The organism is Paraburkholderia sp. BGA-UO-ETr-F12 (assembly GCF_059567945.1).
This window is the reverse complement of sequence record NZ_JCAQOZ010000057.1, coordinates 151,140-166,293: the sequence shown is the minus strand read 5'-3', so window position 1 is coordinate 166,293 and position 15,154 is coordinate 151,140. Positions and strand designations below refer to the sequence as shown.

13 protein-coding genes are annotated in these 15,154 nt (G+C 61.4%); 4 read left to right on the top strand and 9 right to left on the bottom strand.

Annotated features, from left to right (window positions below):
* On the top strand, window positions 1-957 hold the full coding sequence (locus AC57B6_RS27505) for an OmpA family protein (protein ID WP_030100789.1): 957 nt from the start codon (window positions 1-3) through the stop codon (window positions 955-957).
* Between the two features lie 94 nt (window positions 958-1,051).
* On the opposite strand, the gene tssA is transcribed toward AC57B6_RS27505, so the two are convergent.
* The 9 genes from tssA to AC57B6_RS27460 all read right to left on the bottom strand — a co-directional run bounded on the left by tssA (window position 1,052) and on the right by AC57B6_RS27460 (window position 11,894).
* On the bottom strand, window positions 1,052-2,173 hold the full coding sequence (tssA, locus tag AC57B6_RS27500; RefSeq protein ID WP_496422498.1) for a type VI secretion system protein TssA: 1,122 nt from the start codon (window positions 2,171-2,173) through the stop codon (window positions 1,052-1,054).
* Between the two features lie 66 nt (window positions 2,174-2,239).
* Window positions 2,240-4,915 (bottom strand): type VI secretion system ATPase TssH, encoded by a 2,676-nt coding sequence (tssH, locus tag AC57B6_RS27495; protein WP_491563910.1) that lies wholly within the window; start codon window positions 4,913-4,915, stop codon window positions 2,240-2,242.
* Between the two features lie 35 nt (window positions 4,916-4,950).
* The gene (gene tssG, locus AC57B6_RS27490; RefSeq protein ID WP_028197286.1) at window positions 4,951-6,045 is read right to left on the bottom strand and encodes a type VI secretion system baseplate subunit TssG; all 1,095 of its coding nucleotides are present in this window, start codon (window positions 6,043-6,045) and stop codon (window positions 4,951-4,953) included.
* A complete protein-coding gene (tssF, locus tag AC57B6_RS27485; protein WP_030100793.1) occupies window positions 6,009-7,847 on the bottom strand; it encodes a type VI secretion system baseplate subunit TssF in 1,839 nt (612 codons plus the stop codon). The genes tssG and tssF overlap by 37 nt, the downstream gene beginning before the upstream one ends.
* Window positions 7,848-7,973: 126 nt before the next feature.
* Window positions 7,974-8,453: a type VI secretion system baseplate subunit TssE gene (gene tssE / locus AC57B6_RS27480; RefSeq protein ID WP_028197288.1), complete on the bottom strand. Its 480-nt coding sequence runs from the start codon at window positions 8,451-8,453 to the stop codon at window positions 7,974-7,976.
* Between the two features lie 83 nt (window positions 8,454-8,536).
* Entirely contained in the window at window positions 8,537-9,040 is a 504-nt protein-coding gene (locus tag AC57B6_RS27475) for an Hcp family type VI secretion system effector (RefSeq protein ID WP_020070381.1), read from the bottom strand.
* Between the two features lie 72 nt (window positions 9,041-9,112).
* Entirely contained in the window at window positions 9,113-10,603 is a 1,491-nt protein-coding gene (gene tssC / locus AC57B6_RS27470) for a type VI secretion system contractile sheath large subunit (protein ID WP_028197289.1), read from the bottom strand.
* An 18-nt stretch (window positions 10,604-10,621) separates the two neighbouring features.
* Complete coding sequence (tssB, locus tag AC57B6_RS27465; protein WP_028197290.1) at window positions 10,622-11,170, bottom strand: type VI secretion system contractile sheath small subunit; 549 nt, start codon at window positions 11,168-11,170, stop codon at window positions 10,622-10,624.
* Window positions 11,171-11,207: 37 nt separating this feature from the next.
* The gene (locus AC57B6_RS27460) at window positions 11,208-11,894 is read right to left on the bottom strand and encodes a tetratricopeptide repeat protein (RefSeq protein WP_028197291.1); all 687 of its coding nucleotides are present in this window, start codon (window positions 11,892-11,894) and stop codon (window positions 11,208-11,210) included.
* Window positions 11,895-12,256: 362 nt separating this feature from the next.
* Between AC57B6_RS27460 and tssJ the strand changes: the two genes are divergently transcribed.
* The 3 genes from tssJ (at window position 12,257) to icmH (ending at window position 15,114) form a co-directional block, all read left to right on the top strand.
* Entirely contained in the window at window positions 12,257-12,883 is a 627-nt protein-coding gene (gene tssJ / locus AC57B6_RS27455) for a type VI secretion system lipoprotein TssJ (protein ID WP_444514934.1), read from the top strand.
* A 108-nt stretch (window positions 12,884-12,991) separates the two neighbouring features.
* Window positions 12,992-14,338 (top strand): type VI secretion system baseplate subunit TssK, encoded by a 1,347-nt coding sequence (gene tssK / locus AC57B6_RS27450; protein ID WP_252890111.1) that lies wholly within the window; start codon window positions 12,992-12,994, stop codon window positions 14,336-14,338.
* Window positions 14,335-15,114 carry a type IVB secretion system protein IcmH/DotU gene (icmH, locus tag AC57B6_RS27445; RefSeq protein ID WP_028197294.1) on the top strand — a complete coding sequence of 260 codons (780 nt, stop codon included), beginning with the start codon at window positions 14,335-14,337 and terminating at the stop codon, window positions 15,112-15,114. The genes tssK and icmH overlap by 4 nt, the downstream gene beginning before the upstream one ends.
* The last annotated feature ends 40 nt before the right edge of the window (window positions 15,115-15,154 follow it).

Sequence of the window (15,154 nt, the reverse complement as noted above, 5' to 3'; positions counted from 1 at the left end):
ATGCTGAGCCAATCTATCCGCATTGCGTCACTTGTGGCCGGCCTTCTGATCAGTGCGCTTGCCCATGCCGACAACGACGGCCCGGCACGCGTCACACCGGTCGACAATAGCGGCATTGCGATTCGGACGACGGTTTTGCCCGCGCCTGCGTCAGCGCAACCGGGCAATGCCGGACCGGCGGTCAATACAGCCGGACTCGCCAGCGGCACCACGGGCGCCGGTACCGGTGCGATCAGCGCGTCGCCGCCGCCCGCCAATGCAACGCCGGGCCAGGTCGTGGTCGGCGGTAAAGTGCCGGATGAAGCGACCAAGGCCGCGGTGCTCGCACGGCTGCGCGACACCTACGGCGCGGCCAACGTGGTCGATCAGATCGAAGTCGCCGACGTCGCAACGCCGCCGAACTGGTCCGCCAACGTGCAAAAACTGATCGGCCCGCAGTTGAAGCAGATCAGCAAAGGTCAGTTGAAAATCGACGGCACGCAGATCGACGTAAAAGGCGAAGTCCGCAACGAATCGCAGCGCCAGCAGCTCGCGAGCGATATGGCGAATGCACTGAATCCGACCTACACGATCAAGAACGGCTTGCGGGTGAGCGCGTCGGAACAGGGCCTGCTCGATCAGACCCTGGCGAATCGCACGATCGAGTTCGAGACGGGCAGCGCGACGCTTACGCCGCAAGGCCGCGCGATTCTCGATCAGATGGCCGCGGTCCTCTCGAAGATGCAGACAAGGACGGTGGCGATCATCGGCCATACCGACAACTCGGGCAATCGCACCTCGAATATCGCCCTGAGCCAGGCGCGCGCGGATGCGGTGAAGGGTTATCTGGTCGCCAAGGGCATCCCGCCCGAACAGATGACGACTACAGGGGTCGGTCCGGATCAACCGATTGCGACCAACGATACGAACGACGGACGCGCGCGTAACCGGCGCATCGAGTTCCGCGCGGGATCCTGAGTTGCCGCGCTTGAGTTTGAGCTTGAGCGTGTGATTAAAAAAAGCCTGGCATCGAAAATCGATGCCAGGCTTTTTTACTTGCGCGATAGATGTTCTAGCTGTTTTCCTCGGGCTTCACGCCCAGCAGTTCGCGAATATGCGCGAGCGAACCATCGTCCTTCACGACCGATGAAAGCCACTGATGCAAAGGCATATCCGCGCATTCTGCCGCTTTGTCGGCGAAGTAAGCAGCCGGATTATGCGGCTCGGTGCTGCGAAAAAATCTGGCCACCGCGCGCAACTGCGCGACGGCTTGCGCGCGGCTCTGGATGCCAGCAATCGAACTGGTCTGGACGGTCGGGCTAGTCGGGCTGGTCGTCAACACGGGTTCCTCGCGTTGCGGTGAAGTCTTGAAAGTAGGCTCGGCACGCTCGTGTTCTTCCGGCTTCGGCGCTTTCGCCGCCGGCGCATCAGCGCTGACGCCCAGTTCGCGGGCAAAGCGTTCCGCCAGCCGGTAGACGCTCTCATACGCATCTTTCGCCTGCCGGAAGCTCGGTGCCGAATCGGCCGCGCGTCGGTCCAGTGCCTGTTCGAGCGCGAGCATCGCCGCTTCGAATGCTTTCAGGTCGGCCAGCAACGTCGAATAGAACGCGACCGGGGTGGCGCGCTTCGATGCTTCGATCTGCTCAATGGAAGGTTTGCCGCGCGCGATATCGTCGGCGTGATCCGGATCGCGCTTGACCGCTTGCGCGACATGCGTGGCGACGTCCCAGTCGATCGTGCTGTACGACCTGCCTTGCGACGACGTGAGCGGCGTGGCCCGCAGCAGATCGCCGGTGCGTCCGACCAGCCACGCGACGTTGCCGAGCCGGTACTCGGTATCGTCACCCTCGGGCAACGGATGAACGTGATCCCAGTACGTTTCGCACAGCCCCGTGAGCAGCGCATAACCTTGCGTGAGACCGGTTACGCCTTCCTCGATGGCAAGCGCCTCGGTGAGCCAGACCGCGAGACGCAAATCCTTCGTCTGCGTCTGCAGCAGGCTGCTCGAGCGTTCGACCACGAACGGCCAGTCGGCTTCCTTGATATCCGTGACCCATTCGCCCTGATCCAGTGACGGGTCTTCAAAACGGCGCGCGTGCTGGATCGCGTCAAAATCCGCTGAAAACAGCAGGTCTTCGCCGCACGGCGAGGTTTCGCTGATCGGCGCCAGCAGCGTGTTCAGATTAGTCGGCATGACAGAAAGCAATAAGGTTCCGGTACGGCATTAAAACAGATCGTGAAGCAACTGGGGCATGCCTCTTCACACAACGTTGTATTCGAACTCGCCCGCTTCGCTCGCGCGCACCGTGATGCGTTCGATCTCGGTACCATTGGCAATGCGCTCGAGCACCTGCTGCGCAACTTCGGGCAGGAGCGTGCCGTTCAGAATGTGGTCGACATTGCGCGCACCGGAATCCACTTCGGTGCAACGCGCCAGCACAGCGTCGACGAGCGATTCGTCCCACTCGAATACCGCCTTGTGATTCGATTCGATACGGCGGCGAATCCGCTCCAGCTTCAAGTCGATGATTTCGGCGAGCACGTCGTCGGTGATCGGGTAGTACGGCACCACTTTCATGCGCCCGAGGAACGCTGGTTTGAACGCCTTGTACAACTGTGGCCGCAGCGTCTCCGCGAGTTCATCCGCATCCGGCAGCTCTTCCGCGCTCTTGTTCAGGCATGCCTGCATCACCGCCTGCGAGCCGACGTTCGAGGTCAGAATGATCAGCGTGTTGCGAAAATCGATCTCGCGCCCTTCCGCGTCGTCCATCGTGCCCTTGTCGAACACCTGGAAGAACATTTCCAGCACGTCGGGGTGTGCCTTTTCCACCTCGTCGAGCAGCACCACCGAATACGGATTGCGACGCACGGCTTCGGTCAGCACCCCGCCTTCGCCGTAACCGACGTAGCCCGGCGGCGAACCCTTCAGGCCCGACACGCTGTGCGCTTCCTGGTACTCGCTCATGTTGATCGTGACCATCTTGCGTTCACCGCCGTACAGCACGTCGGCGAGCGCCAGCGCGGTTTCGGTCTTGCCGACGCCCGACGGTCCGACGAACATGAACACGCCGCGCGGCTTGTTCGGATCCTCGAGATTCGCGCTGGCGGTACGCACGCGTTGCGCGATCGCATCGAGTGCGTGGTCCTGCCCGATCACGCGGGCGGCCAGCAACGGCTGCAGATTCAGCACGGTCTGGATTTCGTCCTTGATCATGCGGCCGAGCGGAATGCCGGTCCATGAAGCGACGATTTCGGCAACCACGTGGCCGTCGACCTGCAACGGGACCATCGGCTGGCCGCCCTGCAAGGCGTGCAACTCCGCCACACGCGTGGCCAGCGTGTCGCGTGCCTGCTGCGCCTTGTCGGCTTGCGCGGCATCCGCGCTGCCCACGCGCGCGGCGTCGATTTCAGCGCGCAGGCCGACGATCTCCGTGACGAGCGCGCGCTCCTTGTCGTAGCGCGCTTCATCTTCCGCGAGGTCTTTCACATCTTCTTCACGCAAGTCGCGCAGCGCCGCGAGCCGTTCGTCGTGCAGAGCGCCGCTCGCCACTTCGCGCTCCAATGCGGCAATTTCGGCGTCGATACGCTCGAGTCGCTTCCTGGTGTCGTCGATCGCGGCGGGGGTCGAGCTATGCGCGAGCGCGACTTTTGCGCAGGCGGTGTCGAGCACGCTGATCGCCTTGTCCGGCAGTTGACGGCCGCTGATATAACGATGCGACAGACGGACCGCCTCAGTGATCGCGTCGTCCAGCACCCGGACGTTGAAATGCTTTTCCATCAACGCTGCCATGCCGCGCAACATTGCCGCGGCGAGCGTCTCGCTCGGCTCTTCGATCTTCACGACCTGGAAACGCCGTGCCAGCGCCGCATCTTTCTCGAAGTACTTTTTGTATTCGCTCCACGTGGTCGCCGCGATGGTGCGCAATTCGCCGCGCGCCAGCGCCGGCTTCAGCAGATTCGCCGCGTCGTTCTGGCCGGCCTGGCCACCGGCGCCGATGATCGTATGCGCCTCGTCGATAAACAGAATGATCGGATGCGGGCTCTTCTTCACCTCGTCGATCACGTTTTTCAGGCGATTCTCGAACTCGCCCTTGACGCTCGCGCCGGCTTGCAGCAGCCCCATGTCGAGTACATGCAGTGCGACACCCTTCAGCGGCGCGGGCACGTCGTCAGCCGCAATGCGCAACGCGAGGCCTTCGACCACCGCCGTTTTGCCGACGCCCGCCTCGCCCGTCATGATGGGATTGTTCTGCCGGCGGCGCATCAGGATGTCGATCGTCTGGCGAATCTCGCCTTCGCGGCCGATCACCGGATCGATCTTGCCTTCACGCGCGCGCTGCGTGAGATTGCTGGTGTAGGTATCGAGCGCGGGCGTTTTCGAGGGCGCGCCGGGTGCCGGGTCGGCAGCGGCTGCATCGCTCGCGCCTTCAGCTTCGTTCTCCGCGTCGTTACTCCGCTCGACTTCTCGCGACCCCGCGGTCAATTCGTCGAACTTGTGCTTCAGATCCGTCACCCTCACCTCACGCAGCAGTGGCGACATACGCTCGGCAAACTGGGCGAGATCCGGCGCCGTCAACAACGCGAGCAGCAGATGCCCGGAGCGAATCCGGCCAATCCGCGAATCGAGCGACGCGATCAGCCATGCCTGCTCGAGCAAATCGATCAGGTGCTTCGAGAACACCGGCGTACGCGTATTGCCGGTCTTCAGGCGCTGCAATTCGCGCTCGACATCCGCGCGCAACGCATGCGCATCGACCCTGCTTGCGCGCAGCACCAGCGTGACGTCGCTCGCCGGTTCTTCCAGCAGCGCGAGCAACAGATGCTCGAGGTCGACCTCATAGTGACCGCGCGCGAGACAGTTGTTGGCCGCGAGCAAAGCCGCCTGACGGCAGGTCGGATTCAGTTTGGCGATCAGGGTATTGAGGGACGTGCTCATGTCGTGCGATCCGGGTCCTGGTTCTATCGTTATGGTCAGTGAATCACGTGCAATTCATAGCGCGCATCAGCGCGATCATGGTCGGCTTCTCTCGTGCACAGAAATGCGTCCCAACCGAGGCGTGCGCCGCCGCTCAGCGTGCTTGGCCCCACTTCCTTGCGGCGCAGCACCAGCGAGACCTCATATTCGAGTGTCACGCCGGCAAGCAGCGTCAGCATGCGTTCGAGCGCCACAGCACGGTCGGCGCCCGGTAAAAACGCTTCATAGTCAGCCTTGTCGAGCGGTCCGATCACGAGCCGCGCACGCATGTCGCGCTGCCAGACCCGCTCGCCCGCCAGCGCCGTGGCGCCGAGCGTGGCATTGACGCCGCCGAGCACGGTCAGTTGATCGCGCGGCACGTCGTACCATTTGCCGACGAACTGTTCGACGCGCACCCGCACCTTGAAGTATTCGGAGAGCGTGCGTTGCAGATAGGCCGCGGAAACCGGCCGGTGCCGCGCGGCCAATGCGTAGCCGGCAATCGCTTCGTCGAACAGCGCGCCGTCGCCGCTTTGCAGACTGTTGCGCGTGTCGTCGTCGGCAACGCCTGCCAGCGCGAGCAATAGCGGCAGATAGCGTTCGTCGCGATCCAGTTCGTAATGGAACGGCAGCCGGTACTTCTTCCACGCCGCGTAGAAAAGCGCTGTCGCGCGATTCGAAAACACGTCGAAGAATTCGCGTGCCGCGCGGTCGCGCTTGATCTGCTCGCGCGCAATGATCTGCTCGGTGTAATGCAGCGGCAAAGCGCCCTGCCCGCCGAGCAAACCGAAAAACGCCGGTGTGATATCGACCTTGTGCAGCGAACCGGCTGCGAGCGCGGCGGTGCGTTGCGGCTTCTCTTTCAGCGCCGCGCCTTCGTCGTCGTAGGACTGCGCGCTATGAATTTCGCTGGGCGGAAACGACATCGACAGCGAATTGCGAAAAGCAAGCCGCTGCGCGACGATTTCGCCGGGACGCCCGTTACTCGAGGGTGCCTGCTGCGCGAACCACTTCTCGAGAATCCGCACCGCCTGAAAAAATTCGAAGCGATGCGGTTCGTCGAGAAGTTGCTCGACTACGCCAGGATCGATTCGCCGCTGCGCGGTTTGCATCGCAAAATCTCCTCGCCAGTGCGCTTCGACACGACGACCAGTTGCACAAAGCTGTTCAGATGCACGTACAGCCCGAAAAACGTATCGATCACACGCACGAACGACGCGAGACTCGTGCCGACGAAATGCTCCTCGTCGATCGTCAAACGAATCTCGATACCGCGCACGAAAGTCGCGAACGGCTTGCCCGGCAGCCATTGCACCGCGGCGCGCTGCTCGATGCCCACGAGGCCGTCGATATGCCGTGCCGACACTGCCGTGCGCCGCAAGTCGTAAAGCACCAGCATTTCCTTGAGTGCCGACAGGCCGCTGCTGGCGAGCGACACATGATTCAACGCCAGATGCGAAATCAGCCGCCAGTGTGAAGCGCGCCCACGCTCGAAACGCACGCTGGGCGTCGGCCGTCGCAGCATGGTGATGCTGCCGGTCAGCGAGCCGCCCTCCAGAAACAGATCGCCGCCTTCGAGGCCTACCGCGAGGCCGGCGGGCAGGTCCCGATTGGTACACGTCAGATCGAGACTCAGCGTATCGGTTTGCGGCGCGGCCGGCTCGAAATCGATATCGACAATCGATATCTCGGTCTCGTAACCGGGGCTTTTCTGCGCAACCCAATCGTTGCGCCGCGCGAACCAGTAGTGCCCCGCACGTGCCGCTTCGCCGTGATGCAGCGAATAAAACGGGCGGAACTCGATCACCGATTCTTCGTGCGCCTGCTGCCGGACGAGTTTCACCGAGTCGATCGAATAAACCTCGTATGCGAATGCGCGGCGCGCTTCGGCGATCACCGGATACGAAACCGCCTGATGGCTGATCCGGATCGGCTCGCCGTGCTGCTCGAACAGATTCACGACCGGCGTGCAGAACAGACGGAAATGATGCGCGGACAACGAATCCAGCAGGCGCGCGATGTGCGAATCGCTACGCACTTCCTTGAGCACGACGTGCAAGGTCAGACGCTGGCAGCGTCCGCTCGCGCGCGTCATTGCCGTCAGATCGAAATCCGCGAAATTGAATTTTTCCGGGAACGCGAAGTATTCGGTCAGCAAGCGGTACGCCGGATGCGATTTGGCCGGATAGTCGATCAGCGCATCGTCTTCGTCGAACCCGGCTTGTACGGCCGCGGGCTCACGCAGTTGCTTCCACACGCCGCGGCGGTCGGCTTCGACATAAGTCGCCATCGCGTTGACGAACAGGCAGTCCGCCAGCGCCGCGATAAACGATTGCTCGCCGTGCAGGTGCGCGCGCAACGTACCGACCTTCAGTGCGGAAAGATCGAGTTGCGCGGCGGTCGATTCGAACGTGATCGACACGATCGCCGTGGCGTTGCCGGGCAGAACGGTTGCGCTCGGCGCCATCGCGACCGACGTGTACTTCGCCTCCGAAATACGGATCGGCGCCAGCGTCACATCGTAAGCGGTTCGGAAACGGCATTGCACGCCGCGAATCGGGCGCGACTTGAGTTCGGTGCCGCGCTCGACCAGAACCGGCTCGGTCAGATGACTGAGCGCGGCCGACGTGCCCAGTTGGGCGATGGAGCACGACGGGAATGGCCGCAAGTAGTGCGGATACAGCACTTCCAGCAGCGCTTCGGTGAATTCGGGGTAATCGTCGTCGAGCTTTTTGTTGATGCGCGCGCCCAATAGCGCGAACGATTCGATCATCCGCTCGACGTGCGGATCTTCGCAGTGCTCGCCGGACATCGCCAGGCGCGCCGCGATTTTCGGGTAGCGTTCAGCGAAATCGCGTGAATAGCGCCGCAGAAATGATAATTCGCGCTCGTAATACGGCAGCAACTCTTCCATCGATCTATCCCCGGACCTGAACCCTCTCCGCTTGATTCATCGCCACCGTTGCGCGTAAGCGGTGGCAAAAGCGGTACTCAAGATACTAAAACACAGGTACTGCAACCCAGCCACCAGAATCGGGGACTAAAGCTTCGCGCGTGCGCGCGTCACCGAGTATTGCAGCGTGGATGGCTGCAGCATTGCATCGAAACTCACCGGTTCTTCCGCCGGATGCACGACCAGCAACGCCTGAATCGCAAAGTTCAGCGCGTTGGTGGACTGTTCGTTCAATTCGAGCGTAACCGCTACTTGCTGCAAGCGTGGCTCATGCCGTGCGATTGCCTGTTGAATCGACTTGCAGATAAACGTACGGTCGTAGTGACTCGCGAGGCTTAAGCCCGCGAAATCGTTCAGGCCGTACGTCAACAGCGAGCGCTGACACTCCGGCAGCGTCGCCAGCTCGTGTTCGGTCAGGGCTATCCGGGTGTTCAGGATCGCCTCGACGTCGCGCGCGACGGTGGCCTTCAGTTCGTCCAACGACAATTGCCGCATTGCCGGGGAAGCCGGCAGATGCGGTTCGTCGTCGAACAGCTTGTCGAGAAAGCTGGGTTCGAAGCGTTTCATCAGCGTCCGGAAAACCGGTTAGACGCGAAGTGCACACGGCGTGCGCCAGCCTTTGCAAGCCGCACGCCGCGTGCACCCCGGCATTAAACCGCGTACGTCTTGTCGTTCTTCGTCAGGCTCCACGCGCCTTGCGCGTTGCCGCCCTGGTTGCCGCCGATCTTCTGCTGCGTGTACTTCCACTGCACAGCAGCGTACTTCAGCGAGAACTGTTCGGTCGGCAGGCCTTCGCCCACCACGCTCGGCGTAACGCTCGAGATGATCACGTACTTGAGCTTTACTTCCAGGTACTTGATGCGGTTGCCTTCGCCGTCCGAACGCATGAAGTCGATCGTCACCTCGTCGAACGTCGTGCCGCCCGATGCGTGTTGATAGATCAGCGGGCTGACCACGTCGATATCTTTCGTGAACTGCATGTCGGCGTGCTCGCAACGCTCGGACGTGTGACCGCCCGCCGTCGAAGCCGTTGCCGAACGCGGTTGCGTAATCGAGTGGCTCCATGAATCGATTTCGATCCAGCCAGCATGATCCTTATCGGCAGACTCGCCTTTGATCGCCGGATTGCCGAATTTTAAATAGATGTCCTTCATAACTCATCGACTCCCCAAAGAGGTGGTTTTAACAGCTAACCCGTGCGGCCCGCACGGGTTCTCTGACTTCGTTTATGAATTTGCCGGTTTCGGCAGGTCAGCAACAAGCCGCAACGAGATCGACAACTCGTCTAGCTGGAAGTGCGGCCGCAGGAAAGCGACCGAACGATACGAGCCAGGCTTGCCCGGAATTTCCGAGACCTGGATCGATGCCTCGCGCAGCGGGAACTGCGCTTTCTGCTCCTGGGTCGCGTTGTCGTCCAGCAGCACGTACTGCGAGATCCAACGATTCAGGAAAACTTCGACGTTCTGTGCCGATGCGAAGCTGCCGATCTTGTCGCGCATCATCGCCTTCAGGTAGTGCGCCACGCGCGATACCGAGAAGATGTACTGCAACTGCGCGGACAGCACGGCGTTCGCATTCGCGCTATCGGTGCTGTATTTCTTGGGTTTTTGCACCGATTGCGCAGCGAAAAACGCGGCGTAATCCGAGTTCTTGCAGTGCACGAGCGGAATGAAACCGAGGTCGCTCAGTTCCTTTTCACGGCGATCGGTAATCGCGATTTCCGTCGGGCATTTCAGCGCGACCTCGCCGTCGTCGGTCTTGAACGTGTGGGTGGGCAGGTCTTCTACCAGACCGCCGCCTTCCACGCCGCGAATCGCCGCGCACCAGCCAAAGTCGTCGAAGGCGGCAGTCAGGCGGGCGGCAAATGCCCACGCTGCGTTACACCACAGGTATTTGCTGTGATCCGTGCCGTCCACGTCTTCAACGAAGTTGAAACCTTCCGCGGTGGCGCCGTCTTTCGGATTGAAAGGCAGGCGACCGAGAAAACGCGGCAAGGTCAAACCGACATAACGCGAGTCTTCGGAATCGCGGAACGACTTCCACTTCGCGTATTCGACGGTGTCGAACACCTTGCCGAGATCGCGCGGCTTGCCGAGGTCGGCGAACGTTTCGAGGCCCATCAGTTCAGGCGACGCGGAAGCGATGAAAGGGGCATGCGCCGCAGCCGCGACATGCGCCATCTGTTCGATGAAATACACGTCTTCAGGCTGACGCGTCACCTCGAAGTCGCCGATGATCGTGCCGAACGGCGCACCACCGAACGTACCGAACTCTTCCTCATAAACCTTCTTGAAGAGCGCGCTCTGATCGAATTCAATCGCGTTCTTGAAGTCGCGCACGAGATCGCGCTTCGGCGCGTGCAGCGCCTTGATCTTGACTGTCGAGCCGGTATTGCTTTCCTTGCACAGATAGTCCAGACCGCGCCACGTGCTTTCCATGCGCTGAAATTCCGGCGCATGCATCACCGCGCTCAATTGCGCGGAAATCAGGCGGTCGAGTTCCGCGACGCGCGCGTCGATCGTGGCCGACAGGTTGTCGGACACCACCACCGTGCCGTCGAGCACCTGGTGCACGAGTTCGCCGATCAGGTCTTTTGCGCGCGCGTGTTCGGACTCGGACTTGGCCACGCGGCTTTTCTCGACGATCTCGTCGAGCAGCGTGGATTCCGTGCCGCTCTGCGCGGCGGCGAGTTGGGCTGCTGCCGTTTGCTGATTCATCTCACACCCCGTGCGTACTTATTCGCCCTGCTTGTCGTGGTCCGGCGCGCCGGCGTGCTGGTCCGCTGCGTTGTCCTGGTCTTTCGCCAGCGTTTGCAACTGCTGCGTGTTGTTGAGCACTTCGCTCAGCAGGTCTTCGAGTTTGTCGTTGCCGGCCAGCTTGTTGCGCAGATCGGCCAGCTTCGAACGCGCTTCGAGCAGACGGCGCAACGGCTCGATCTGCGCGACCACCTCATCCGGGTTGAAATCGGCCATCGACTTGAACCGCAGGTCGACAGCAAATTTGCCACCCGCTTCGCTCAGGCGGTTTTCCACCTGAAATGCGGCACGCGGCTCGATCGCCTTCATCACGTCGTCAAAATTGTCGCGGTCGATGTTGACGAACTTGCGATCGCGCAGCTTCGGCTGCTCGACTTCGGACTGTCCGGCCAGATCGGCAACCACACCGACGACGAACGGCAGTTCTTTCACCTCGATCGCATCGCCACGCTCAACTTCATACGTGAGTTGAACGCGCGGCGGCCGCACTTTTTGCAAACGTTTTTGAATACTTTCTTTCTTCGCCATCGTCGGCTCCCGGATGCAGATAGATCAGGCGTGTGGATCAGCGCAGCGCGCTGAACGGATCGGACGCGCCGCCGCTTTGCGCTGCTTTCGCAGGCGCGGCGGGCGCGGCCGGTGCCGGCGCGGCGGGAGCTGCCGCCGTGGCGGCCGGAGCCGCGGCGCCGGGGGTTGCTTCCGGCGTCTCCGTGGTCTTGCCCTTGGCGACGTGGCGAATAATGCGCTTCTTCTTGACGACAGGCTTGTCGTTCGGGTCAGGCGGGAACAACGTGGCTTCGCCGAGTGTGTCGCGCAACTGCTTGGCGAGCGCTTGCGCGTCCGACTTCGCATCACCCGCGAGCGACGCATCCTGACGCAGTTCGCCAAGCGACTGCGTAGCCACGCGCAGGCCGGCGACAGCCAGCACGCTCTTGGCCTGACGATCGGTCTGGTCGCGCTGCAGCGCTTCTTGTGCGGCGACAATCGCCTGGCCGTAATGACCCTGCGTGAACTGGATCTGCGCAATGCGCGACCACGGTTCCTCACGCGTTGGATCGGATTTGGCTAATTGCTGATAAAGCGAGATGGCGCGGTCCTGGTCGCCACCCTTCGCGACGGTGTCCGCGTCCGCGAGTTGCTTATTAAAAGCCTCCGGTGTGGTCGCCACGTTGTTGCCCTGTGTTGCACAACCGGCAATCACGCCGCATGCCAACACTACCCCAGATAGTTTTACTAACAGACGCTGATTCATCGTTTTTCACCGACGTGCGATTTTTTTAATTCAAGGAGAAACCGGGTTTTGCTTTGCTTCAACTGCGCGGGTATAGTACAGGCCAATTTTCGATAATTCAACTTTCGTGTGAAGAAGCATTGCACAAAAAAAATGCATGTGGATGATTTAAACGAAACATGCAGAAATTGTTTCCTGGTGCAATAGTGGAAATGAGAGAAGCGGAAAAAATTTCCGTGCGCAACGCATGCGAACGCGTAAGTGCCGGGGCGCAATGCGCTTTGCATAAACCGGCTTTAGCGCAATAGCGTGACTGCAAAATTACCGGATTGATTTCGTTATTGATGTTTTGACGGGGGACGGCGCCGAGCCGGTCGATGTATATGAATTCGCGTCTTGTTCGCCATGCATCGCTATTGATTGCCAGCCTCGCGGCGTGCGCGCTGCTGGGCGGCTGCGCGGCCGCCGTGCCGGCGCTGGGAGCCGCGGCCAACGCGGTTTTGCAGGCGAGCGGCCTCGGCAAACCCGATCTGCCGGACGCCCAGAAACCGCCCCGCAATGTCGGCCTGACGTTATACGCGGCGCAGAATCTGAATGCCGCCAATGACAACCGCCCATTGGCGCTGATCGTGCGGCTTTATGTGTTGAAAGACCCCACCTCATTCCAGCAGGCGCCATTCGACACCTTTACCGATCCGGCCAAGGAAAAGACAACGCTTGGCGGCGATCTGCTGGGCGTACGAGAAGTGACGTTGATCCCCGGTCAACGTTACACCGTCACCGAAAAAGTCTCACGCGAAGCGCAGGCATTCGGTATCGTCGCGCTATTCCGCGATCCGGCCATGCAGCGTTGGAAATTCGCCTTCGACCCGGCGAAGTCGGAGAAATCCGGCATAATGATCGGCCTGCATAACTGTGCAATGACGGTGACTAACGGCACTGTGATCCCGCCTGAACAGGGATTGCCGCCCCAACCGCTGAATATGCTTTCTTCGGTAAGTTGCGGTTAAAGATGCCGCGCATATACGATTTAACAGTTTTTAGAGAATTAACAATTCGGCGCTCGAATCGGTTATCTCCGGGCGCGCCGCACGCTGAACGCATATAACAGGTTTGACATGAGTTATTCCGCAAAAGTGCTTTGGGGGGAAGGCCTGTTTCTAAGGCCGCAGCATTTTCAGCGTCAGGACGCCTATCACGAGGCGCGCCTGTTCGAGTCGATCCAGGCGATCCAGCCGTACAACTGGGGCGTGCGTTCGGCGCGTTTCGACCGCGACGCGCTCGGCAGCAACGTGCTGCGCGTGAGCGAACTCTCACTGGTGTTTCCTGACGGGGCGCTCTACTCCGCGCCGCAAGCCGACGACCTGCCGCCGCCAATCGCGCTCGACACGTTGCCCGACGGCATCAATGAATTCACGTTTTATCTGGCGCTGCATCCGTTGCGAGAAACCGGCGCGAACTATTCGCAAGACAGCAACGCGGGCTTCGTGTCGCGCTACGTGAGCGAGCAGACGCCGGTGACCGATCATTTCACTGACGCCGCCGAAGCCGACATCACCTTCCTGAAGACCAGCGTCAAACTCATTGCGCATAGCGAGCCGCGCGACCAGTTGCTGTCGGTGCCGCTCGTGCGCGTGCGCCGCACCGCCACGTCCGGTTTTGAAATCGACGACACGTTCGTGCCGCCCTGCCTCGCGATCGACGCGTCGCCGATCCTGCATCAACGGCTGCGTCAACTGATCGACGCGCTGCAGGCCAAGGTCAACGCGCTGTACGGTTTTCACCGCGAGCCGACCAAGAACATCATCGAGTTCCGTTCGGGCGACATCGCTTCGTTCTGGCTGCTGCACACCGCGAGCGCCGCGTTTGCTTCGCTTGCGCATCTGTACCAGCATTCGGCGCTGCATCCGGAACGCCTGTTTCAGGAATTGCTGCGTCTGGCCGGCCAGCTCATGACGTTTTCGAAGGGCTACGCCTTGTCCGACCTGCCGGCTTACCGGCATGACGACCCGGGTCCCGGTTTTGCGCGCCTCGACACGATCCTGCGCGATCTGCTCGAAACCGTGATCTCCACGCGCTACTTCGCGATCGCGCTCGAAGAGGTGCGTCCGTCGTTCCATGCGGGTCGCCTCGACTCGGGCAAGATCGACGACAAGACGCAGTTCTATATCGCGGTCTCCGCGGACATGCCGACCGCCGAACTCGTCGAAGCCGTACCGGCCCGCTTCAAGGTCGGCGCGCCGGACGACGTCGACAAGCTGGTGCTCTCGGCCATGCCCGGCGTGCGTCTCGTCTACACCCCGCAAGTGCCGCCCGCGATTCCGGTGCGCCCGGGCGCGTGCTACTTCTCGTGCGAATCGCGCGGCGCATTGTATGACCGTATGTTGCAGGCCCAATCGGCGATGATCTACGCGCCGTCGGGCATCAACGATCTTCAACTCGAACTGATCGCCGTCACATCATGAGCTACGCGCCTTCCCTGTTTGGCGGCAGCACGCCTGCCGCGACGCCCGCCCCCATGACCGAGCCGAGCTACCAGGTCCGCTCGCTGCTCGATCTGCTATACGACGGCTTCTTCATGCTGTTTTTGTTGAAGAACGGCCGCGAGCCCGGCGACGCGCACGAATTCAGCCAGCGTATCCAGCAGTTTCTCGGCGACTTCGAGCGCGGCGCGAAAAAGCTCAATGCGTCGGCGGAAGACGTCTACGCATCCAAGTTTGCGTTCTGCGCGGCCATCGACGAATCAGTGTTGTCGTCGACCTTCAAGATCCGCACGGAATGGGAACGCCGGCCGTTGCAACTGGTGCTGTTCGGCGAGCAACTGGCGGGCGAAAAATTCTTCCAGTATCTGGAGGAATGCCGCGCACAGGGCGCCGCGCGTTTGCAGTCGCTCGAAGTGTTCCACATGTGCCTGCTGCTCGGCTTCCAGGGCAAGTATCTGCTCGAAGGGCCGGAGAAGCTCGCCTATCTGACCGCGCGCATCGGCGATGAAATCGCGCATATGAAGGGCAAGCGCGCGCCGTTCGCGCCGCACTGGCCGCTGCCGGATCAGGTCGCTCACCGTCTCAAGCGCGAGGTGCCGTTGTGGTCGATCGGCGCGGTGTTCGCACTGGTCGGCCTGCTCGCTTATCTCGGGCTGAACACCTATCTGCGCGATCAGACGTTGCGCACACTCGCGCCGTATTCGCAGGTGGTCAAACTCGGACCGCAATCGGCCACGTTGACGATCTCGTTGCCGTAACAAACGTCAACGGGTCTTGTGTCCGGGCGCGGCGGCACGT